The organism is Pseudonocardia sp. ZF1, assembly GCF_056835605.1.
The window spans coordinates 1,007,676-1,029,518 of record NZ_JAJNBY010000001.1 but is presented as its reverse complement, the minus strand read 5'-3'; the positions used below and the strand labels follow the sequence as shown (position 1 = coordinate 1,029,518).

Sequence of the window (21,843 nt, the reverse complement as noted above, 5' to 3'; positions counted from 1 at the left end):
CCCGCTCAGCGCGGACGGTCCCCGATCCTGACCACCGCGCCGCCCTGCAGCGCGGCGCCGATCAGAAGCAACGCGATCGCGGCCGGGAACCCGGCGGAGTCGATGACCAGGCCCATCACCAGCGGTCCCACCCCGGCGGAGAGGTAGCCGATACCGAGGCCGAAGCCGCTGACGGCGGCGCTGCGGGCAGGGGTCGGCGTCCGCCAGGCGATCACGGTCAGTCCCAGCGGGAACCCGGCGCCGACCCCGATCCCGATCAGGATCGCCCACAGCCACGGCAGTGGCGTCCCTTGCGCGGGGGCGAGCAGCACCCCCAGCGTCCCGGCGGCCGAGCTGAGTACGGACAACGCCGCCCAGAACCGCCACCGGCGTCGTCGCTCGGCCGCGGCCGGGGACAGCAGCGCCGACGGGATCTGAGCAATGCTCCACACGGCGAGGAGGAGCCCGGCCCCCTGGGGCGACCAGCCCTGCGACTCGTAGAACGGCGACAGCCAGGTCAGCCAGCCGTAGAAGATCGTCGACGTCCCGGCCAGGTAGCAGGCGACACGGCGGGCGAACGGGTCGTGCCGGACCCGGACCTCCTCGGCGAGCGAGGGGCCGTCGCCGGTCGCCTCCGGGGCGCCCACGGGCTCCCGCCGGGCGAGACCGATCCGGCTCGCGACCGGGATCCACACCGCGACGGCGAACACCGCGGGCACCGCCCACACCGCGAGCGACCACGACCAGCCGCCGAGCGCGACGGCCAGCGGCACGGCGACCGCGGACGCGACCGTCGCACCGATCATCATCGAGACGACATAGGCACCGGTCACCGCACCCGCACGCTCGGCCAGATGCTCCTTGACGACCCCGGTGAGCAGCACCCCGGACACCCCGATGCCGAGCCCGACCAGCACCGAGCCACCGACCAGCGCGGGCAGCGCCATCACCGACCGCAGCAGACTGCCCACCGCGATCGTCGCCACGGCGACGCCGAGCAGCCGCTCACGGCCGACCCGGACGGCGACGGCGGCGGCGCCGAACGAGCCCACCGACATCATCAACACCGCGCCGGCCTGCACCAGACCGGCCGCGCCCGCCCCGATCCCGAGGTCGGCCCGCGCGGTCTCCAGCAGCGGCGGGTACCCGGCGAGCCCGGCCCGCAGGTTGACCGCGAGCGCCAGCACCCCGAGCAGGACCAGGGCGGGCCGGACGACCGGCCGGGACCGGGCCACGGGGGCGCCAGGCCCGGCGCCCCCGGGTAGGTTCCGACCACCGGGACGCGGTGCCTGCATTCGACGGCTCCTTCGCCTGCCGGCTCGCTGCACCGGCCTCGTCGCTACCGGGCCGATCCTCTCCCGGGTCCTTGCCTATCGCAACGACAGCCGGGGTCAGGCCGCGCCGAGCCGCTCGACCGCGGCGTCGATCCGCTCGTCCGGCGCGGTCAGCCCGACCCGGACGTGCTGGGCACCGGCGGGTCCGTAGAACTCACCGGGTGCGACGAGGATCCCCAGGCCGGCGAGCCGGTCCACGGTCTCGCGGCACGGCTCGTCCGCGCTCGCCCACAGGTAGAGCCCGGCCTGCGAGTGCTCGACCGTCAGCCCGGCCTTCTCCAGCCCGGCCCGCAGGCGGGTGCGACGGGCGTCGTAGCGGGCGGCCTGCTCGGCGACGTGCGCGTCGTCGGAGACGGCCGCCTCCAGCGCGGCCTGCACCGGACGCGGCACGATCATGCCCGCGTGCTTGCGCACCTCGAGCAGCCCCGACACCAGCGCCGGGTCCCCCGCGACGAACCCGGCGCGGTACCCGGCGAGGTTCGACACCTTCGACAGCGAGTGGACGGCCAGCAGCCCGGTGGTGTCGCCGTCGCAGACGTCGGGGTGCAGCACCGACCGCGGGGCCGGGTCGGCGTCGCCGGGCAGTCCGAGGTAGCACTCGTCCGAGGCGACGACCGCGCCCCGCTCCCGTGCCCAGGTCACGACCTTGCGCAGGTGCTCGACCGGCAGGACCCGGCCGGTGGGGTTCGACGGCGAGTTCAGCCACACCAGCCGGACCCGGGCCGGACCCGCGGCGGTGAGGCCGTCGGAACGGACGTGCCCGGCCCCCGCCAGCCGCGCCCCGACCTCGTAGGTCGGGTACGCGAGCTCCGGGATGACGACGGTGTCGCCCGCACCGAGGCCCAGCAGCGTCGGCAGCCACGCGACCAGCTCCTTGGAGCCGATCGTGGGCACCACCGCGGCCGGGTCGACCCCGGACACGCCGAAGCGCCGCTGCAGCGAGGCGACGACCGCCTCGCGCAGCGACGCCGGGCCGTGGGTCGTCGGGTAGCCGGGCTCGGCGGCGGCCGGCCCGGCCACCGCGTCGCGCAGCACCCCGGGGACCGGGTCCACCGGGGTGCCGACGGACAGGTCGACGATGCCGTCCGGGTGCGCCGCCGCGCGCTCACGCGCACCGGTCAGCGAGTCCCAGGGGAAGTCGGGGAGGTCGAGCCTGCTCACTCGTCGTGTTCCTGCGGGGGCAGGCTCTTCGCCGGCTCCACGTCACGGTCGACCTTGCCGAGCTTCGAGGCGCCGCCGGGCGAGCCCAGCTCGTCGAAGAAGTCCACATTGGCCTTGGTGTAGGCGGCCCACTGGTCGGGGACGTCGTCCTCGTAGTAGATGGCCTCGACGGGGCAGACCGGCTCGCAGGCCCCGCAGTCGACGCACTCGTCGGGGTGGATGTAGAGCATCCGTCCACCCTCGTAGATGCAGTCCACCGGGCATTCCTCGATACACGCCTTGTCGAGCAGGTCGACGCAGGGTTCGGCGATCACGTAGGTCACTTCGGTGGTCCTCCACTCGGAGCAGCGGGCACCCGGAGATCATGTGGTGGCGGGGCGCCCGGTCAAACTGGGACGCCCGCAGGTTAACCCGCGCCCCCCGGCGGGGCAGGAGTGAGGTGGTCGGCTTCATGCTCGACGAGCTGGCAGGACGGCGGGTGGCCCTGCGCCACCGCATCGCGCCGGAGGGCGCACCGGGCCCCGGACTGACCGACGCGGTCGGTGAGCTGGAGCCCGACGGGCCCGACGCCGTCGTCGTGCACACCCGGTCGGGCCCGGTCCGGGTGCGGCGCGACGCCGTCGTCGCCGTCCGGGAGGTGCCGCCCGCCCCGGCCCGGCGGGCGTCCCGTGCGGCGGTGGACCGGCTGGAACGCGTTCGGGCGGCGGCCTGGCCGGCGCCGGTCGCCGAGGAGCTGGGCAGCTGGCTGCTGCGCGCGGCCGGCGGCTGGACGCGCCGGGCGAACTCCGCGCTCGCGCTCGGCGACCCGGGGATGCCGGTCGAACGAGCCCTGGAACGCGTGCGGGAGTTCGCCGGGCGGCACGACATCGCCCCGACGGTGCAGGCCCCGGTGGACGCGCCCTGGTCGAACCGGGTGGCCGAGGCGGGCTGGGTACGGGCCGAGGACCCCGGGACCTGCACCGTGCTCGTCACCCGCGCCGCGTCCGACGGCCCGGCGCCGCAGTGGCCCGCGACGCCCGGACCGGACTGGTGGGCCGCGCAGGGCGAGCCGGAGCCCGGGCCCGGCGCGCCCGCGTGGGCGGTGCTGACCGGGGTGCTGCGTCCCGGTGAGCAGAGCGGAGCGACGGGCACGGACCGCGTCGAGGTCGGGTTCGGCACGCTCGCCGACGCCGCCGGGACGCCGCTCGCGTCGGTGCGGGCCGCCGTCGTCGACTCCCACGTCTACGTGTCACGGCTGTGGGTCGTCCCGGCCGCGCGGCGCGGCGGTCTCGCGGCCCGGCTCACAGGACAGGCGCTGTCCTGGGGCGCGGCGCACGGGGCGCGGCACGGGATGCTCGACGTCGCCGACGACAACACCGCCGCGCTCGCCCTCTACCGCGCCACCGGCTGGACCGACCACCACCGCTACCACTACCTGGTCCCCCCGGATCCGGCCTGACCGGAGGGTCAGGGGCTCAGGCGAACCCGCGGCGGAGCAGCCAGGCGCGGGCCTGCTTGGCGGCGCGCTTGAGCCCCGACCACTCCCCCAGGTACTTCCCGACGACGCCGACGACCGGCAGCAGCCCGAGCCACTGGTGGTAGAAGCGGCCGTGCGGACGCTTGCCGAGCTCGTCCTCGACGCCCCACAGGGCCCGCCCGAGACGCCACACGGCGCTGCCTACGCGCTTGAGCGTGGCCCGCTTGCCGTCGCCGGCGAGATCACCGGTGAGCTCCTCGGCGCGGGCGTCGGCATCGGCGTCCTCGGCCGCGGTGAGCTCCCGGGCGGCGAGGTCGAGCTCACGCTGGAACAGCACCGACGCCAGCAGCTCGACGAGCCGGTCCTCCGAGCGGACGCCGTGCTCGCCCGCGATCGCGACGAGCAGCAGCCCCTCGCCCGCCGCGCCGACGGCGTCGGACACCGGCAGGGTGCGGGCCAGTGCCCCGCCCAGACCCGGGATCGCGGCGATCAGCGTGGTGAACCGGCCGACCCGGTAGACCCACCAGTCGGTGCGGGCGGGGACGTCCATCGCCGCCCAGGCCGAGGTGCCGGGGACCTTCACCGACGCCAGCGCGTCGAGGATCTTGTCGGCGAGCGAGCGTTCCTCGTCGGTCGCGTCCTCCGGACGGTCCGAGCCGGGCGTCACCCGGGCCCGCAGGCCGAACGGGTCGGACTCGCGCAGCCCCTCGAGCACCGGCCGGGTGGCCCGCACGAACGGGCGCAGGACCCGCACCAGGTCGTCGTCGGAGATCGTCATCGGGTCACCCTCCGGTCGTTGCGGCCGGCCGCCAGCCGGTCGAGCGCCCTGCGGAACGACACGACGCCGGTCACGGCGCCGGCGACGAGCAGCAGCAGCGACTCCCAGTTCACCGGGAGCAGGAGATCCCCGCCCGGGCCGAAGAAGCCGAGCACGAGCACCGCCGCGAACCACACGACCAGCGGGGCCGCCGCACCCGCCGGGGTCGGGAGGATCTCGGTGGCCGTGGTGTGGATCAGCCACGGCAGCGAGACGACCACGATCACCGTGCCCAGCGGCACCGGGACCGGCCCGATGTAGAGCATCTGGAACATCAGCTCGAAGGCCACCAGCAGCAGCGAGATCACCAGCAGCACCAGCGCGAGCGGGAGCCTCGTCACGTCGCTCACCCGTCGACCCCCTCGAACAGATCCGTCTCCGTCGTGCCGGGCGGCGCGCCGGCGAGCACGTACTCCTCGACCCCCAGCAGCGGCTGGACGATGCCGTTGCTCATCGCGAACGCGACCCAGCCGTCGCCGCCGCGGACGTCGATCTGGGTGGCGTGCGCCCGCATCGCCGCGACCCGCTCGTCGTCGTGGGCGTCGACGTCGACCCGGGTGGTGACGGCGGCGGCGTCGTGGCCAGGGTGCTCGTCGGGCTCCGGCCAGCGCAGCCCGGTGCGGTCCGGGTCCCCGCCGAGCGCGGAGAGCAGCTCGGTGAGCCCGTCGTCGAGCAGCGCGCTCGACCGCACCGCGAAGTACAGCTTGGCGACGACGTCCGGGCGCGCCCCCGCCGCGGCGACGACCAGCTCGTGCGCCCGGACGTGGTCGGGATGGCCGTAGCTGCCGTCGGAGGCGTAGGAGACCAGCACCTGCGGGCGGACCTCGTCGATGATCTCCAGCAGCTGGGCGAGCTGGGTGCCGAACGGTTCCGGGGCGGCGAACGCCCGCGGGTGCAGCTCCGGCGGGAGCGCGGCGCGGGTGCCGTGCCCGGCCAGCACCATGCCGGAGTCGCGCCAGCGCCCGGGGCCGCCGAGCCAGCGGTGCCGGGGCCCGCCGAGGGCGGCCAGCGCGGCGTCGAGCTCGCGGATGCGGTAGCCGCCGAGCTGGTCACCGCGGTCCGGGGCGAGCTCGGCCAGCTCCGGACCGATCACCTCGCCCTCCTCACCGAGGGTGCAGGTCACCACTGTGACCTCGCAGTCGGGGTCGGCGGTGTAGCGGGCGATGGTCCCGCCGGTGGTCAGGGTCTCGTCGTCCGGGTGGGCGTGGACGAGCAGGAGGCGACGAGCAGGCACGCCGGGAGCCTACGGGGCGATGATCGACCCCGCTGCGGCGTGGGGGACGACGGGCAGCGGGAACTCCGCCGCCTCCCCCGTCGCCGGGGGGAACGTGATCGTCGCGCCGGTCAGCGGCACCGTCGGGACCGCGGTCCCGGCCAGCCCCGCGGGTTCGACGCCGTCGCGGACCAGCAGGTCGCCCAGGGCCGCGATCATCGCGCCGTTGTCGGTGCACAGCCGGGGCACGGGCACCCGCAGGGTGATCCCGGCGCCCGCGCAGGCGCGCTCCATCTCGGTGCGCAGCACCCGGTTCGCCGCGACCCCGCCGACCATGAGCAGGGTGTCCGCGCCGCGCTCGGCACACGCCCGCAGGGCCTTGCGGACCAGCACGTCGACGACGGCCATCTGGAACGACGCGGCGACGTCCGGGACCGGGACGGCGCGGCCCGCGTCCTGGGCGGCCTCGACGTGCCGGGCCACGGCGGTCTTGAGCCCGGAGAAGGAGAAGCCGAACGCGGCGTCGCGCGGACCGGTCATCGGGCGCGGGAACGCGATCGCGGCCGGGTCGCCGTCGAGTGCGGCCCTCGAGACCGACGGGCCGCCCGGGTACGGCAGGCCCAGCAGCCGGGCGACCTTGTCGAAGGCCTCCCCCGCCGCGTCGTCGACGGTGTCGCCGAGGTGCTCGACGGGGTCGCGGGCCAGGTCGCCCAGCGCCAGCAGCGAGGTGTGCCCGCCGGAGACGATCAGGCAGACGCAGCGGTCGGGCAGCGGCCCGTGCTCCAGGACGTCGACGGCGGCGTGCCCGGCCAGGTGGTGCACCCCGTAGAGCGGCACGTCCAGCGCCGCCGCGTACGCCTTGGCCGCCGCGACGCCCACGTGCAGCGCGGGCGACAGTCCCGGCCCCGCGGTGACGGCGACGGCGTCGACGTCGGACAGCGACACCCCGGCCGCCTCGACGGCCGCGCGCACCATCGGCGTCACCGCGCTCACGTGGGCGCGGGCCGCGACCTCCGGGACGACACCGCCGAAACGGGCGTGCTCGTCCGCCGACGACGCCAGCCCCTCGCCGAGCAGCACCCCGTCCCGGACGAGACCGGCACCGGTCTCGTCGCACGACGTCTCGATCCCCAGAACCAGCGACACGCCACCCAGTTTCGCACCGGGTGGCGTGTCGTGGCCGTGGGGTCCGACTACAGCAGCGAGCGGACCTCGGCGAAGTGACAGGCGACCGGATGCCCGGCCCCGCGGTCGACCAGCTCGGGCTCGCTGTCGGTGCACCGTGCCTGCTCCGACTCCGACAGCTCCATGGCGAACTTCGGGCAGCGCGTCCGGAACCGGCACCCCGACGGCGGGTTCGCCGGGCTCGGCAGGTCCCCGACGACCGTGATCCGCTCGCGGGCCCGCTCCCGCCGCGGGTCCGGCAGAGGGATCGCCGAGATCAGCGCGTGCGTGTACGGGTGCCCCGGCGCGTCGAACAGCTCGGAGGCGGGGCCGGTCTCGACGATCTTGCCCAGGTACATCACCGCGATCCGTCCGGCGATGTGGCGGACCACGGACAGGTCGTGGGAGACGAACAGGTAGGACAGCCCGCGCTCGGCCTGCAGCTCCTGCAGCAGGTTGAGGACACCGGCCTGGATCGAGACGTCCAGCGCCGAGACCGGCTCGTCGAGCACGATCAGCTTCGGCTTCAGTGCCAGCGCCCGCGCGATGCCGATGCGCTGGCGCTGGCCACCGGAGAACTCGTGCGGGTAGCGGTTGCCGTGCTCGGGCTTGAGCCCGACGGTGGCCATGAGGTCGCGGACCTGCTGCCGCCCGTCGTTGCCGTACAGATCATGGATGCGGAGCGGCTCCGCGATCAGCTCGCTCACCGGCATCCGCGGGTTCAGCGACGCGTACGGGTCCTGGAAGACCAGCTGCATCTCCCGGCGCAACGCCCGCATCCGCGAGCCGGACAACCCGGTGATCTCGTGGCCGTCGAAACGGACCTCGCCGGAGGTGGCCGGGAGCAGGTTCAGCGCGACCCGGGCGAGCGTCGACTTCCCGCACCCGGACTCACCGACCAACCCGAGCGTCTCCCCTTCCGCGATGTCGAAGGACACCCCGGAGACCGCCTGCACCGCTCCCACCTGCTTGCGCAGCAGGCCCCCCGAGCGGATCGGGAAGTTCTTGACGAGGTCGCGGGCCGACAACAGGGTCGGCGCTGACGTGGTGGTGCTCATCGGTCGACCTCCGTCGTGACCGCGCCGTGGGCGTCGCCGGCCGGGTCCGGATCCGCGACGGATCCGGCCTCGAACAGTTCCTCGGCCGCGGTGTCCACCATCTGGTCGGAGTGATGACAGGCAGCCCGGTGTCCGGGCCGGACGTCCGTCAGCTCGGGCTCGGTCTCGTGGCACACCGACGAGACCAGGGGACAGCGTGGGGAGAAGGGACAGCCCGACGGCATGTTGACCACCGAGGGCGGCGATCCGGGGATGGGGGTCAGCCGGTCGGTGGGCTGGTCCAGGCGAGGAAGGCTTCCCAGCAGGCCGAGGGAGTACGGCATCCGCGGGCGGTAGAAGATGTCCTCTACGTCGCCGATCTCCACCGGCTTACCGGCGTACATGACGAGCACGCGGTCCGCGTGTCCGGCGATCACCCCGAGGTCGTGGGTGATCAGCACCATCGCCGCACCGGTCGCCTGCTGCGCGACCTTCAGCGCTTCGAGGACCTGGGCCTGGACCGTCACGTCCAACGCCGTCGTCGGCTCGTCCGCGATGATGACGTCGGGGTCGTTGGCCATCGCGATGGCGATGACCACCCGCTGCCGCATCCCGCCGGACAGCTCGTGCGGGTAGGAGTCGATCCGCTGCTCGGGATTCGGGATACGCACGGTCCGCAGGAGCTCGATCGCCCGTTCCCGGGCCTGGGCCTTCGAGACGTCCCGGTGCGCCAGCACCGCCTCGGCGATCTGGTAGCCGATCGAGTAAACGGGGTTCAGCGACGTCATCGGGTCCTGGAAGATCATCGCGATGCGCTCGCCACGGACCGAGTTGAGCTGGTTCTCGGACAGGCCCAGGAGATCACGGCCGTCGAACCTGATCTCGCCGGTGACCTTCGCGGTGCGGGGCAGGAGTCCCATCACGGCCAGGGAGGTCACCGACTTGCCCGAGCCGGACTCGCCCACGATGCCGAGAACCTCACCGCGGCGGAGCCGGTAGTCGACACCCCGGACCGCGCGGACCGCACCGTCGTCGCCGGGGAAGGTGACGGTCAGACCGGACACCTCGAGGACCGTGTCTTCCGCCCCGTTCGTCGTCGCTGTCACTGGCGCACCTTCGTCTGCTGCGGGTCGAACGCGTCACGCAGGCCGTCACCGATGAAGTTGATCGTGAGCGCAATGATGATGATGAACAGTCCTGGGAAGTAGAACAACCACGGTCGGGTGGTCAACGCCGTCTGCGCCTCGGAGACCAGCAGTCCCAGCGAGGTGTCCGGAGGCAGCACCCCGAATCCGAGGTAGGACAGCGCCGTCTCGATCAGGATCGCGGTCGCCACCAGGATGGTCAGGTTGACGAAGATCGAGCCCAAGGCGTTGGGCACCAGGTGCCGGAAGATGATGCGGGCGTCCGACGCACCGAGTGCCCGGGCCGCCTCGACGAACTCCTTCTCCCGCAGGGACAGGACGACCCCACGTGCGACCCGGGACACGTACGCCCAGTACAGCCCCGCGATCACCAGGGCGATCAGGTACCAGGTGCCTCCGAAGTTGTGCGCCAGCATGGCGGCGACGGCGATCAGCGGCAGGGTCAGGACCAGATCGGCGATGCGCATCATGACGGTGTCGACCCAGCCACCGAAGTAACCGGCCACCGAACCCCAGATCGTGCCGACCGCGGTGGCGATCAACGCGACCAGGATCGAGACCTGGAGCGAGGTGCGAGTGCCTCCGAGAACCTGGGCGAACTGGTCCTTCCCGACCGCGTCGGTGCCGAAGGGATGGGCGAGCGAGGGCGCTGCGGAGTTCGCGTCGGTGATCTCCCCGACGCCGTAGGTCCACAGGGCTCCGCCCACGTAGGCGAGCAGGACCAGCAGCACGAGAACGACCAGGCTGACCATGGCGGCACGGTGCTGGAGGAACCGGCGGACGACGAGCTGGCTCTGGGTGCGCTCGGCGACGGTGAACTCGCGGTCCGGCACGGATGCGGACGACGGCACGGCCGGACGGGTGTCGGCGGCGTCAGGCATAGCGGATCCTGGGGTCGAGAACGCCGTAGAGCAGGTCGGCGATCAGGTTGAAGGCGATGACGATCGTCGCGGAGACGAGCAGCCACGACGCGACCGCGTAGGTGTCGAACTGCTGGATCGACACGAGGAGGAAGTCACCCAACCCGCGCCACTGGAACACCCGCTCGGTGACCACGGCTCCACCGAGGATCGTCGCCATGTCGAGCGCGGTCACGGTCGTGAGCGGGATCAGCGCGGTCCGCAACGCGTGCTTGAACATCACCGTACGACGGGACAGTCCCTTCGCCCTGGCGAGCCGGACGTAGTCGGAGTTGAGCGTCTCGAGCATGGAGGCACGGGTGAACCGGCTCCACGCGGCATAGGAGATGAGCGCGAGGGCGATCGTCGGGAGCACCAGGTGGCCTGCGATGTCGAAGACCCTTTCCAGCCCGTGTTTCGGTGGGATGGACTCCGAGCCGATGGTCGAGATGACCTGGGCCCCGACGATCGTGTTGAAGTCGATGCCGGCCTGCTTGAGCAGGATGGCCAGCCAGAACGACGGCATCGCGAGGAACAGGAAGCCGACGAACGTCGCGGCGTAGTCGGACTTCGAGTACTGCCTGACGGCGGTCCAGACGCCGACCAGGACGGCCAGGACGAGCGCGACGGCCATCGCCACGAGGATGAGGCGGATCGTGACCCAGAACCGGGTTCCGAGCTCGTTGCCGATCACCTGGGTCGAGACGACGGACGGCCCGAAGTCGCCCTGGAGCACCCCTCCGAGCCAGGAGAAGTAGCGGGGCAGGAGTGGCTGGTCGAGATGTAGCCGTGCGGCCTCGGCATCGAGGACGGCCTGCGGCGGGGGTGGGTTGCGTAGGCGGAGCGGCGTGAGCGGGTCCCCGGACAACGTTCCGAGCCAGAACACGATGAACGACGAGACGAGAAGGATCGGGATCGAGACCACGACCCTGCGCACTGCGTACAGGAGCATGTGGGGGTCTTTCCGACATGTGTGGTGGGAGGGCCGGACCCGGCTCGTGACCGAGAACCGTACAGCCGGCCGACGGGACCCGCCGGGGCGGTGGAGATGAGCCGGAACCCCGGCCGGTCACACACTCCCGCGGAGCGCGCGACCGGCCGGAGCTTCCTTCGTGGTCGGCGTCAGCTGCCGGAGCGGAGCCCCCACTCGGACACGTTGTACATCGGCCCGTCGAGGGTCGCGTTGCCCCGGACGTTGGCGACCGAGTTCTGCGCCGCCAGCAGGGTCGGCTTCTGGTAGAGCGGAAGAACGTAGGCGTCGCCCAGAATGATCTTGTCGGCCTCGTTCAGCTGCTGTGCCGCAGACGCCTTGTCGGTGCTGGAGGCCGCGGCGTTGATGAGCTGGTCGGTCTTCGGGTTGGTGTACTTACCGAAGTTCGAGCCCGACGTGGACAGCCACAGCTGCTGAGCGCCGCCGAACGGGAACGGGGACTGGACCCAGGCGAACACCATGATGTCGTAGTCGCCGGCGGTCAGCGTGGTGCCGAGGTCGTCGGTCGGGGCGACCGTGACGGTGACGCCGAGCTGCTTGGCGTACCCGGCGAACAGCTCCGCCGTGTTCTGGCGGATCGAGTTGCCGACCGTGAAGCGGATTCGCATGTCCGGGACGGCCTGGCCGTTCGGAGCGACGAGCTTGGTACCCACACCGGTGTAGCCGGCATCGGTCAGCAGCTTCTTCGCGGCCTCGATGTCGCCACTGCCGAGCGAGGAGCCCTGCAGATTGTCGACGTACTCCGACTGCTGAGGCAGGAACATCAGGCTGTTCAGCGGCTTCACGTCGGGGTTGAACTGCCCGACGGTCTTGGCGATGATGTCCTGCCGGTTGGTGGCGGTGTACAACGCCGCCCGCAGTGCCTTGTCCTTGAGGACGGGGTTCCGCAGGTTGAAGTCGAAGTGCTCCCACGTCAGTCCGAGCTGCTGGACCTGAGAGGTGTTCGGGATCTGCTGCAGCTGCGAGACGATGTCGACCTGCGGCTGCGGGTAGACGACCTGGACCTCGTTGTTCTGCAGCGCGATCGGCTCCTGGGTGGCGTCGGTGATGACGCGCAGGATCAGGGTGTCGATCTTCGGCTTCGTCGCGCCGTACCAGGTGGGGTTCGGCTTCAGCGTCAGCGCCTGGTTGTCCTGCCAGTTCGCGATCACGAACGGACCACCCGAGTAGGTCGGGACGTTCTTGCCGAGCCAGTCGAACGAGGACGCCAGACCGGCCGGGGTGTTGATGTCGCCGTGCTGGGCGGCGATGTGCGCCGGGTACAGGGGCGCGGAGGAGTTGAAGAACGACTGCCAGTCGGTGTACGGCTTGTCCAGGGTCAGGGTGACCGTCTTGCCGTTGTCCGAACCGACGACATTCTTGATCTGGTCGAACCCGCCGTTACCCGCCGTGGCGCAGTCCGGGCACTGGCGCGAGTCCTGGGTCTTCCAGGAGTAGACGAAGTCCGGCGCGGCGATCGGGGTGCCGTCGCTCCACTTCGCCTCCGGCTTGACCTTGTAGACGATCGTCGTGGGGTTCGTCTGGTCCGCCGAGACCATGAGGTCGGAGTTCAGCTTGGTCGTCAGGTCCGGCTGCGAGGTGAAGGCGTAGGGCAGGAACGCCTTGGTCGCCATACCCGTCTCGAAGACGTTGCCCTCGGCCGAGTTCACGTTCCAGTTCGGGATGTTCTTCTCGATCGCGAACGTGATCGTGCCGCCCTGCTGCACCTGGTCGGCCGGGACCGCGTTGCAGTTGTTGATGTCTCCGGCACAGTCGGCGAAGTTCCCGCTGGCAGTAGCGCTTCCCCCGCCGCCGCCGCCCACTCCGCACGCGCTGAGCAGCAGGGCACTGATGCCCGCCACAGCGATCGCGGCTGCCGCCTTGATTCTCATCGTCCGCCGTGCCTCTCGAGATGTCGTGGGTGCACGCCGTTGTCGCACCCGTCCGGGACGCGACGGACCACCGGATGTGTGCCGGGGCCCGTCGGGAGGCACGCTAGGAATCGCGGCCCTCCAGCAGCGAGGTCCGACGCCGATCGTGGCGAAACGGTGACCATTGAACGGCGTAACGGGCTCGCAGCCGAACCGGACAGTAACAACGGGACCGTTGCGTCGCACAGCCCTCGATGCACGCCGAAACACAGTTGGTACTTACGTACCACTCGCCGTCACCGTGCAGCAGCGGAGTGCGTCCGAACGGACGCGTCCGTCGGTGTCAGTTCGGGTCGTCGTCGCCGGTCGGGCGCTCGCCCGAGCCCTCCGGCTCGGCCCAGGTCCGGGCACCCGACATCGGGCCGGTCGCGATCGGGCCGGGCGTGACCCGGGTGGCCGCGTCGGTCTGCGGGTTGCTGATGACCAGACCCTGCGCCTGGTACAGGGGCAGCGCGGGCAGCTGGCGCCACAGCACCCGCTCGGCCTCGGCGACGACGGCCGGATCCGGGCTGTCGGCGACCAGCAGGTCGTCGAGCAGCGGCTGCAACGCGGGGAAGCAGGCCACGCCCGGCAGCCCGGCGGGCACCGCGTCCGCGGGGCAGCCGTAGTCGGAGTCCAGCCGCGGCCCGATCGCGCCGTGGGCGGCACGCGGGGCGACGAGCACGTCGACGGCGACCGGGGTCCCGGAGTCGGGGGCACCGGACGTCGTCGGGGCGGCCGACGTCGTGGTCGGGGCCGCCGGGGGCGTGGTGGCCGGCGCGTCGCTGCCGCCGGGGACCGGTCCCGCGCCCGGGGCGGGGGTGGTGGTCGGGGTCGGGGTCGTCGGGGCGACGCTCGGGTCGGTCAGCAGGTCCGGTGCCGACGGGGCGACGATCGTGGCGCCGATGCCACCCGCCTTGAGCTGCTCGGCCACGACGCGGGCGACGTTCACGTCCTCGGTCCGCTCGGCCCCGGCGCCGATGACCACGGTGAGCGGGCGCCCGGCGAGGGTCCACCGGCCGTCCTGACCGCGGACGTAGCCCGCCTCGGTGAACGCGGCCGCGGCCGCCGCCGCATCGGGCCTGCCGGGGGCACCGGCGGGGGCGGTCGGCGCGTAGCCGGGGTCCGACGGGGCGGCGCCGAAGGCGTTCACGGCCACGGCGTCGGGATTGACGCGCTCCCGGATCGCGTCGCGGTCCAGCAGCGCCGCGATGCCCTCGCGGACCCGGGGGTCGGCCAGCGGGCCGTCGGTGGTGCGGAACTCCAGCTGTTCGACGGCCGGGCGCGGGCCGCGCTGCACCGTCGGCGGCTTGGGGCCCCGGGCCAGGACGTCGAGGGCCTGGGTGATCTCCGGCCGGGCGTCGGGCAGGGCGAGGTCGACGCCCTGGCTCTCCAGCGCCGTCGGCAGGGTGTTCGCCGGGATGCGGCGCAGGATGATCTCGTCGACGACCGCGGCGGTCGCCCAGTACGGGTCGTTGCGGGCGAGCAGGACCTCGCCGCGGAGGCGGTCGACCTGCATCAGCCGGAACGGGCCGCCCGACGCGGGCACCCCGCCCGCGAACGGGGCGGTCCAGCCGCCCGGAGCGTCCTTGAGCAGGTGCGCGGGCAGCAGGTCGGTGAACAGCTCCCGCCAGTGCGGGTAGGGCTCGCGGAACACGACGTCGACGGCCTTGCCCGCGGCACGCGAGCGCACGTCGGTGATCTCGCGGTAGCCCGCGGCGCCGATCGTGTTGGGCCGGCTGCGCATCTGCTGCCAGAGGTAGACGAAGTCCTCGGCGGCGATCGGGGCGCCGGTGGACCACCCGGCGTCGCGGTTGAGCTCGTAGCTGACGGTGAACGGGCTCTGCGAGGTGACCGTCGCGGACGTGGCGACGGTCGTGTCGAGCTGCGGCACGCCGCGGTCGTCGGGTCGGAACACCGACGGCAGCGTCATCGACGCGATCGCCGTGGTGACCGCCGACTGGTCCGACCGCAGGTGCGGGTTGAACCCGGGCCCGAGGTCGTCGACGCCGACCACCACCCGGGTGGGGGCGGTGACCGGCTCGGTCGGGCGGTTCGTCTCCGGCGGGGGTGCCGGCTGCGGGTCCGCCGCGCAGCCCGTCAGCGCCAGCAGGGCGACCAGCAGGAGCGCCGGGAGCGCCCGGAAGCGTCGACGTGCTCTCACGTCCGCAGTATCCCCACCGGGGCGGGCACGCCCGCCGGACGGGGTACGGCGGGCGCCACCGCTCTGCTCACCGATACGCAGCAGGGCCGGGTGTCGGTGAGGCTCTGCTCTGCTCACCGATACGCGACACTGCAGCGCACGGGCCGTACGGGTCACTTCGTGGCGTTGGCCGCGGCCTTCGCGCGGGACCGGGCACGGGCCCGCAGGTTCGGGTCCAGCTCGATCTTGCGGATCCGGACGTTCTCCGGGGTGATCTCGACGCACTCGTCGGTCGCACAGAACTCCAGCGACTGCTCGAGACTCAGGATCGTCGGCGGGATCAGCTTGACCAGCACGTCGGAGGTCGACGAGCGGATGTTGGTCAGCTTCTTCTCGCGGGTGATGTTGACCTCGAGATCCTCGTTGCGGGTGTACTCCCCGACGACCATCCCGCCGTAGACCAGCGTGGTCGGCCCGACGAACAGCGTGCCGCGGTCGGCGAGCTGGTCGATCGCGTACGGGGTGACCGGCCCGGAACGGTCCGAGATCAGCGAGCCCTTGTTCCGGGTGCGGATCTCGCCGACCCAGGGGCCGTAGCCGTCGAAGACGTGGCTGGCGATGCCCGCGCCGCGGGTGATCGTCAGGAACTCGGTGCGGAAGCCGATCAGGCCGCGGGACGGGACGCGGAACTCCATCCGGACCCGGCCGTCGCCGTGCACCATGTCGCCCATCTCGCCCTTGCGGGCGGCGAGCAGCTGGGTGACGGCGCCGAGGCTGTCCTCGGGCACGTCCACCGACAGCTGCTCGAACGGCTCGTGCAGCGTGCCGTCGACGGTCTTGGTGACCACCTGCGGACGGCCGACGGTCAGCTCGAAGCCCTCGCGGCGCATGGTCTCGACCAGGATCGCCAGCGCGAGCTCGCCGCGGCCCTGGACCTCCCAGGCGTCGGGGCGCTCGGTCGGCAGCACGCGGATGGACACGTTGCCGACCAGCTCGGCGTCGAGCCGGCCCTTCACCAGGCGGGCGGTCAGCTTCTTGCCCGGGTGCGGGTCGCGGCCGGCCAGCGGCGAGGTGTTGGTGCCGATCGTCATCGAGATGGCGGGCTCGTCGACGTGGATGCGCGGCAGCGCGACCGGGGACTCCGGGTCGGCGAGGGTGTCGCCGATGGTGACCTCGGCGATGCCCGCGACGGCGACCAGGTCACCGGCGCGCGCCTCGTCGGCGGGGACGCGGGTCAGCGCCTCGGTGCGCAGCAGCTCGGTGATCTTCACCCGCGGCGTGGTCCCGTCCTCGCGGCACCAGGCGACCTGCTGGCCGCGGCGCAGCACGCCGGCGCGGACGCGACACAGCGCGATGCGGCCCAGGAAGCTGGACGCGTCGAGGTTCGTGACGTGCGCCTGCAGCGGGGCGTCGACGTCGTCGGCGGGCGGCGGGACGACGTCGAGCAGGGTCTCGATGAGCGGCTCGAGGTTGTCGGAGTCCGGGAGCTCGCCGTCGGCCGGACGGATCCGCGAGGCCTTGCCGGCGCGGCCGGACGCGTAGACGACCGGGAGGTCGAGCAGGTGGGCGGTGACCGACTCGTCGAGCTCCAGCTCGTCGGCCAGCTCCAGCAGCAGCTCGAGGGACTCGTCGACGACCTCGGCGATCCGGGCGTCGCCGCGGTCGGTCTTGTTGACCACGAGCATGACGGGCAGACCGGCGGTCAGGGTCTTGCGGAGCACGAAGCGGGTCTGCGGCAGCGGGCCCTCGGAGGCGTCGACCAGCAGCACCACGCCGTCGACCATGGACAGGCCGCGCTCGACCTCGCCGCCGAAGTCGGCGTGGCCGGGGGTGTCGACGACGTTGATCGTCGTGCCGTGCCAGTTCACCGCCGTGTGCTTGGCGAGGATCGTGATGCCCTTCTCGCGCTCCAGGTCGTTGGAGTCCATGACCCGGTCGACGAGCTCGGCACGCTCGGCGAAGGCACCGGACTGGCGGAGCATCGCGTCGACGAGCGTGGTCTTGCCGTGGTCGACGTGCGCGACGATCGCGACGTTGCGCAGCTCGGGTCGACCGGCCCGATCGGGCACGGCGTCGCTCTCGAGCGAGGAACGAGCGTCGAGGGCCGAGGCGGAACGAGGGATGGTCACACCTCAACGGTATCCGCTGCAAGTCCTTCACCCTGCCCCGGGCGCAGGTTAGCCTGACCTCATCATGAGCAAGGTCAAGAAGAAGTGCTGCCGGTCCAAGCCGAAGCGGTGCAAGAGCTGTCCGGTCGTCGCACTGCGGCTGCGCAAGGCGGGTGCGGACGACCTGAGCGGCAAGGCACTCACCCGCGCGATCAAGATCGCGCGCATCTACTGAACGGACGTATGACCCGCTGACCTGCGACGACGTCGCGCTGCGGGGTGCGTGCGCACCGCCTGTCCGACAGGAGGGCGGCAGGCCGGTCGACGTCGTCCGGCAGGTCCGGGTCGTCGTGCGCCCGGACCCCGGACCGGCCTTCATGATCACCCCGTACGCTGCGACGACGCGTCCGCTGCGCGGTGCCGGCATGGCCGGAATCACAGTCGTCCGAGTGGTCCGGTGACACCGTGTGTGGTGGCGTTCGCCGGTCGTTCACCCCGCGGCCCGCCCCGCGGTACCGCCGGGCCCCGCCGGGTGCCCGGTCACCGCCTCGCGGAGGCGGTCCAGGAGCTCGTCGGGGCACCGGAGCTCCGCCGGTTCGACGACGAGCGTCCGCCACCCGTGCCGGCGCAGCACCGCCCGCCGCCACGCGGGGCCGCAGCCGTCGGCGCCGGTCCCGGGGTCGACCGGGTCGTGCACCTCGACCGCCAGCCGGGCCGCGGGGAACGCGAGGTCGAGCAGCACCCCGGCCACGGTGACGTCGGTGCGCCAGGCCCGCACCCCCCTCCGGGCGAGCAGCGCCCGCAGCCCGTGCCGGGCCCGGACGGCGCCCCGGCGCGACGCCTCCGCCAGCATCCGGCCGACCGGACCCGACCCGTGCGCACCGAGGTTGCGGGCGTGCGCCTCGACCAGCTCGGCCGCACCGACGGAGCCCGTGGTGAGCACGTGGTCGAGCAGCGCGTCCCCGGGGACCGACGGATCGGCCGCGGCCTCCAGCACCGCGGCCGCGGGACGGGCGACGACCGCCCCGTCGTGGGTGACGACGTCGCGCGGGTCCAGGTCCCGGCGCCGGACGAGGACCCCCGCCCGCGACCGCGGAGCCCGCCGGCGCGGCACGGTGACCGTGACGACCGCGGGTGCCGACGGGATCAGTCCCCACCACCAGGCCGCGGCGGCCCCGGTCAGCACGGCGTCCTCCCCCGCCCAGAGTGCGGCGGCGCGGACCCGGGACCGTTCGCTCGGCGGGTGGGCGGTGTGCCGGTACACGCGGGGGTGCACGGGGATCCAGCGCCGGGCGGCGAGCCTGCGGTCGACCTGGTCGGTCGACAGGCCGTGGGCCAGCGCCTGCGCCCGGGTGACCAGGCCGTCCTGTGCGGCGACGAGCCGGGCGAGCGGGTCGGTGCCGCGCGACGTGCGGCGGCGGGCCGCCCCGTGCGCGGCGGCCGGGAGGACGGACGGGACGGGGGCGGTGGTGTTCCGGTTCATGCGGCTTGGACGACGCCCGGCCCGGATCGGTTCCACCGATCCGGCGGTGATCGTCGTTCCGGCACCGGGGACCGCGCGTCAGGTCCGCAGCAGGTCCACCAGCTCGGCGACGACGGCCCGGTCGGCGTCGAGCCAGCCCAGGGCCGCCACCTCGTGCGGCCCCACCCAGCGCAGCGCCCGGTGCTCGCGGGCCTCCGGCTCCGGGGAGCCGGCCGCCGCCCGGGCGGTGTGGATCCGCAGCACGCGTCGCCCGATCGGCAGGTCGGTGCCCAGCCGCGCCCCGACCACCACCCGGGCGCCCAGCTCCTCGGCGCACTCCCGGACCAGCGCCTGCTGCTCGCTCTCGCCGTCCTCGACGCCGCCGCCGGGCAGCTCCCAGCGTCCCGCCAGCTCGGCCGGGTAGGAGCGCTGGGCGACGAGCAGCCTGCCGTCGCGGACGATCGCCGCTCCCACGACCACCCCGGCCCGGCCCAGCTCCGCGACCCGCTCGGCGAGCACGTCACGGCGGGCCCGGAGCAGCCGCGCCCCGTAGTGGCGCAGCACCGGGTCGGAGAGGCGGCCGAGCGCACCGAGGGGCGGCTCCCAGGTGAGCTCGTCGTGGACATGACTGCCGCCGCCGTCCGCGGGCGTGACCCGGGTCGAGTGCCGCAGCACCGCCGCCGGACCCGCCGCCAGCTCCGACCACAACCCGTCGGCCCCGGCGCGGGTGATCCGGGTCCGGCAGGCGAGGAACCCGCCGGGCAGCGCGACCCGGATCTCGTCCCCGGCCACGAGCAGCGCCGACGGTGCGGTGAACCGGGCGCCCACCCGCGCGACCGCGCGGGCCGAGGGGGCGGACTCACGCAGCACCCCCGCGACGAGTCGGGGCGGTCCGTCCACATGATGGTCCAGGCTCAGCACCGGCACACCGCTGATCCTCGCAGCCGGGCCCGCACCCGGCCGGGCCGCCCGATCTCGCCGAAACGGCCCGCTCGCGGCGCCGCACGGTCACGCTGGGTCCCGTGTACCGGACGTCCGCCCCCGCCGACTCCCCCGAGCCGACCGCCACGCCCCGCCCACCGGCCGTGCGCGCGATCGGCCTGTCCCGCGGTTTCGGCGCGGTGCGCGCGGTCGACGGGGTGGACCTCGACGTGCCGATGGGCGCGGTCCTCGGGCTGCTCGGCCCCAACGGCGCGGGCAAGACGACGCTCATGCGGATGCTGCTCGGGCTGCTCGCCCCCACCGACGGCGAGGTCGAGCTGCTCGGACGGCGGCTGCCGTACCGCGCGTCGGAGGTGCTGCCGCACGTCGGAGCCCTGGTCGACGCGCCCGCGCTGCACCCGCACCGCACCGGCCGGCAGAACCTCCTGCGGGCCGCGGCCGCCGAACCGCTGCTGGACTCGGCACGGATCCCGGCCGCCGTCGACGCCGTGCTGCGCCGGGTCGGGCTCGCCGAGGCGGCCGACCGCCGCGCCGGTGAGTACTCCTCGGGGATGCGGCGGCGCCTCGGTCTGGCCGTGCCGCTGCTGACCCGGCGACGTCTGGTCGTGCTCGACGAGCCGACCGACGGGCTGGACCCGGCGGGGACCCGCGAGGTGCGCAGGCTGATCGCGGAGATGAACGCCGCGGGCGCGACGGTGATCGTCAGCTCGCACCTGCTCGGGGAGATCGAGGCGACCTGCAGCCACGTCGCGGTGCTCCGGGCCGGGCGCCTGCTGTGCGCCGGCCCGCTCGACGAGCTCGTCGACTCCGGCCCGTCGGCGCTGGTGGTGACGACGCCGGACGGCGAGCGCGCCGTCGCGGCCCTGCTGGCCCGCGGCATCGACGCCGAGCCGGGAGCCCGGGACCGGGTGTTCGTGCCGGCCGGGCCCGCCGCGCCGGACGTCGTCGCGACGCTGGTGCACGCGGGTGTCGCCGTGCACGGGGTGACCCGGCCCGCCGCCCGGCTGGAGGAGTTCTTCGCCCGGCTCACCGGGGAACCGGCCCCGGCGGGTGCCGGGTACGGAGCGGGACGGTGAGCGCGGGCGTGCGTCCCGAGCACACCCGGGGCACCGCGGCTCCCCGGCCCGACGACGACTGGGCCGCCGCCCCCCTCCCCCGGACCGGGCCGTCTCCCTCGGAGGCACCGGCGCGGGTGCGGTCCGCGGGCTCCACCCGCCCGCGCTCCGGCCCGACGGCACGCCGCCCCACCTCGGCGCCCTTCGGCCGGCTGCTCCGCTCGGAGCTGGAGCTGGCCCTGCTGCGTCCGCGCACCGCGGTCGTCCTCGCGGCGGTCGCACTGGTGCCGCTGCTGGCGACGATCGCGCTCGCCACCGACGCCGGCCGCCTGTCCTTCGCACTCGGGACCCTGACGGTCGCGCTGTCCGAACCCGCGGCGTTCGCGCTCGGGATGCCCGTCGTGCTCGTGGCGGCCGACGCGTTCGCCGCGGAGCGGGCCCGCGGCACCCTCGACGCGTTGCGGTTGTCCCCCGTCGGCCCGGGACGGCTGCTCGGGCTCAAGGCCGCCGCGGTCGCGGTGACCTCGCTGCTCGCCGCGGCGACGACGGTCGTCTCCGCCCTGGTCTGCGGCGGCCTCACCCTGGGTGCCGGCCCGTTCGGGGCGGGCGCCACCGTGGCCCGGGCCCTGGTGCTCACCGGCTGGGCCGCGCTGCAGCTGTGCGGGCTCGGGATGCTGCTGCTGGCGATGTCGGCGCTGGTCCGGCGACCCGCCGGGGTGGTCGCGACCGGTCTGGCCGCGCTGACCGTCGCGCCGCTGGCGACCGTGCTGTGGGAGCCGATCGCGCCGGTCCTGCCGTCCGGGCACTGGCACGAGGTCCTGGCCGGGGTCCTCGCGGTGCCCGCCGACCCGTCGGCCCTGTGGGCGACCACGGCGCGGGCGGCCGGCTTCGCCGTCGCCGGGGCGGGTGCCGTGGTCTTCGCCCTGACCCGCCGCGACGGATGAGCGCTCCCGGCCGGTCGCCGCTCCACCGGAGCGGGCTGCTCCACCGGGAGGATTCGGACACCCTCCACCGCGACGGGGTGCGCCGTCTGCGCCACGATGGGGCG

The 21,843-nt window shown here is 73.8% G+C and carries 20 protein-coding genes; 4 read left to right on the top strand and 16 right to left on the bottom strand.

Features of this window, described 5'->3' with window-relative positions; translation table 11 throughout:
- Window positions 1-5: 5 nt before the first annotated feature.
- The 3 genes from ZF1_RS05245 to fdxA all read right to left on the bottom strand — a co-directional run bounded on the left by ZF1_RS05245 (window position 6) and on the right by fdxA (window position 2,797).
- On the bottom strand, window positions 6-1,214 hold the full coding sequence (locus ZF1_RS05245) for an MFS transporter (protein ID WP_482636628.1): 1,209 nt from the start codon (window positions 1,212-1,214) through the stop codon (window positions 6-8).
- A gap of 156 nt (window positions 1,215-1,370) precedes the next feature.
- Window positions 1,371-2,474, bottom strand: coding sequence for a succinyldiaminopimelate transaminase (gene dapC, locus ZF1_RS05240; RefSeq protein ID WP_405419156.1), 1,104 nt, complete (start codon window positions 2,472-2,474; stop codon window positions 1,371-1,373).
- Window positions 2,471-2,797: a ferredoxin gene (gene fdxA, locus ZF1_RS05235; protein ID WP_020626080.1), complete on the bottom strand. Its 327-nt coding sequence runs from the start codon at window positions 2,795-2,797 to the stop codon at window positions 2,471-2,473. Before fdxA ends, dapC begins: the two co-directional genes overlap by 4 nt.
- Window positions 2,798-2,925: 128 nt before the next feature.
- On the opposite strand from fdxA, the gene ZF1_RS05230 reads away from it, so the two are divergent.
- Window positions 2,926-3,912: a GNAT family N-acetyltransferase gene (locus ZF1_RS05230; protein ID WP_482636627.1), complete on the top strand. Its 987-nt coding sequence runs from the start codon at window positions 2,926-2,928 to the stop codon at window positions 3,910-3,912.
- A gap of 16 nt (window positions 3,913-3,928) precedes the next feature.
- On the opposite strand, the gene ZF1_RS05225 is transcribed toward ZF1_RS05230, so the two are convergent.
- From ZF1_RS05225 to typA, 11 genes are all read right to left on the bottom strand, one after another.
- Complete coding sequence (locus ZF1_RS05225) at window positions 3,929-4,708, bottom strand: hypothetical protein (protein WP_062400446.1); 780 nt, start codon at window positions 4,706-4,708, stop codon at window positions 3,929-3,931.
- Window positions 4,705-5,097, bottom strand: a complete 393-nt coding sequence (locus ZF1_RS05220; RefSeq protein ID WP_251785722.1) for a hypothetical protein — start codon at window positions 5,095-5,097, stop codon at window positions 4,705-4,707. The genes ZF1_RS05225 and ZF1_RS05220 overlap by 4 nt, the downstream gene beginning before the upstream one ends.
- The gene (mshB, locus tag ZF1_RS05215; RefSeq protein WP_178374349.1) at window positions 5,094-5,981 is read right to left on the bottom strand and encodes an N-acetyl-1-D-myo-inositol-2-amino-2-deoxy-alpha-D-glucopyranoside deacetylase; all 888 of its coding nucleotides are present in this window, start codon (window positions 5,979-5,981) and stop codon (window positions 5,094-5,096) included. The genes ZF1_RS05220 and mshB overlap by 4 nt, the downstream gene beginning before the upstream one ends.
- 9 nt (window positions 5,982-5,990) lie before the next feature.
- Window positions 5,991-7,106 carry a tRNA (adenosine(37)-N6)-threonylcarbamoyltransferase complex transferase subunit TsaD gene (gene tsaD / locus ZF1_RS05210; RefSeq protein WP_226367184.1) on the bottom strand — a complete coding sequence of 372 codons (1,116 nt, stop codon included), beginning with the start codon at window positions 7,104-7,106 and terminating at the stop codon, window positions 5,991-5,993.
- A 47-nt stretch (window positions 7,107-7,153) separates the two neighbouring features.
- On the bottom strand, window positions 7,154-8,182 hold the full coding sequence (locus ZF1_RS05205) for an ABC transporter ATP-binding protein (protein WP_482636626.1): 1,029 nt from the start codon (window positions 8,180-8,182) through the stop codon (window positions 7,154-7,156).
- Window positions 8,179-9,267 (bottom strand): ABC transporter ATP-binding protein, encoded by a 1,089-nt coding sequence (locus ZF1_RS05200; protein ID WP_482636625.1) that lies wholly within the window; start codon window positions 9,265-9,267, stop codon window positions 8,179-8,181. The genes ZF1_RS05205 and ZF1_RS05200 overlap by 4 nt, the downstream gene beginning before the upstream one ends.
- Window positions 9,264-10,187, bottom strand: a complete 924-nt coding sequence (locus tag ZF1_RS05195; protein ID WP_482636624.1) for an ABC transporter permease — start codon at window positions 10,185-10,187, stop codon at window positions 9,264-9,266. Before ZF1_RS05195 ends, ZF1_RS05200 begins: the two co-directional genes overlap by 4 nt.
- Window positions 10,180-11,157, bottom strand: a complete 978-nt coding sequence (locus tag ZF1_RS05190; protein ID WP_482636623.1) for an ABC transporter permease — start codon at window positions 11,155-11,157, stop codon at window positions 10,180-10,182. The genes ZF1_RS05195 and ZF1_RS05190 overlap by 8 nt, the downstream gene beginning before the upstream one ends.
- A 170-nt stretch (window positions 11,158-11,327) precedes the next feature.
- On the bottom strand, window positions 11,328-13,067 hold the full coding sequence (locus ZF1_RS05185) for an ABC transporter family substrate-binding protein (RefSeq protein WP_482636622.1): 1,740 nt from the start codon (window positions 13,065-13,067) through the stop codon (window positions 11,328-11,330).
- Window positions 13,068-13,389: 322 nt separating this feature from the next.
- Window positions 13,390-15,249: an ABC transporter substrate-binding protein gene (locus ZF1_RS05180; protein WP_482636621.1), complete on the bottom strand. Its 1,860-nt coding sequence runs from the start codon at window positions 15,247-15,249 to the stop codon at window positions 13,390-13,392.
- A 152-nt stretch (window positions 15,250-15,401) separates the two neighbouring features.
- Window positions 15,402-17,297 carry a translational GTPase TypA gene (gene typA / locus ZF1_RS05175; RefSeq protein WP_208819368.1) on the bottom strand — a complete coding sequence of 632 codons (1,896 nt, stop codon included), beginning with the start codon at window positions 17,295-17,297 and terminating at the stop codon, window positions 15,402-15,404.
- 124 nt (window positions 17,298-17,421) lie between these two features.
- Between typA and ZF1_RS05170 the strand changes: the two genes are divergently transcribed.
- On the top strand, window positions 17,422-17,571 hold the full coding sequence (locus ZF1_RS05170; RefSeq protein WP_208819333.1) for a hypothetical protein: 150 nt from the start codon (window positions 17,422-17,424) through the stop codon (window positions 17,569-17,571).
- A gap of 255 nt (window positions 17,572-17,826) precedes the next feature.
- On the opposite strand, the gene ZF1_RS05165 is transcribed toward ZF1_RS05170, so the two are convergent.
- Complete coding sequence (locus tag ZF1_RS05165) at window positions 17,827-18,819, bottom strand: hypothetical protein (RefSeq protein ID WP_405419181.1); 993 nt, start codon at window positions 18,817-18,819, stop codon at window positions 17,827-17,829.
- A 78-nt stretch (window positions 18,820-18,897) separates the two neighbouring features.
- The gene (locus ZF1_RS05160; RefSeq protein ID WP_482636620.1) at window positions 18,898-19,725 is read right to left on the bottom strand and encodes an NUDIX domain-containing protein; all 828 of its coding nucleotides are present in this window, start codon (window positions 19,723-19,725) and stop codon (window positions 18,898-18,900) included.
- Window positions 19,726-19,820: 95 nt separating this feature from the next.
- On the opposite strand from ZF1_RS05160, the gene ZF1_RS05155 reads away from it, so the two are divergent.
- Window positions 19,821-20,816, top strand: coding sequence for an ABC transporter ATP-binding protein (locus tag ZF1_RS05155; protein ID WP_482636619.1), 996 nt, complete (start codon window positions 19,821-19,823; stop codon window positions 20,814-20,816).
- Window positions 20,813-21,739 (top strand): hypothetical protein, encoded by a 927-nt coding sequence (locus ZF1_RS05150; RefSeq protein ID WP_482636618.1) that lies wholly within the window; start codon window positions 20,813-20,815, stop codon window positions 21,737-21,739. Before ZF1_RS05155 ends, ZF1_RS05150 begins: the two co-directional genes overlap by 4 nt.
- Window positions 21,740-21,843: the final 104 nt, after the last annotated feature.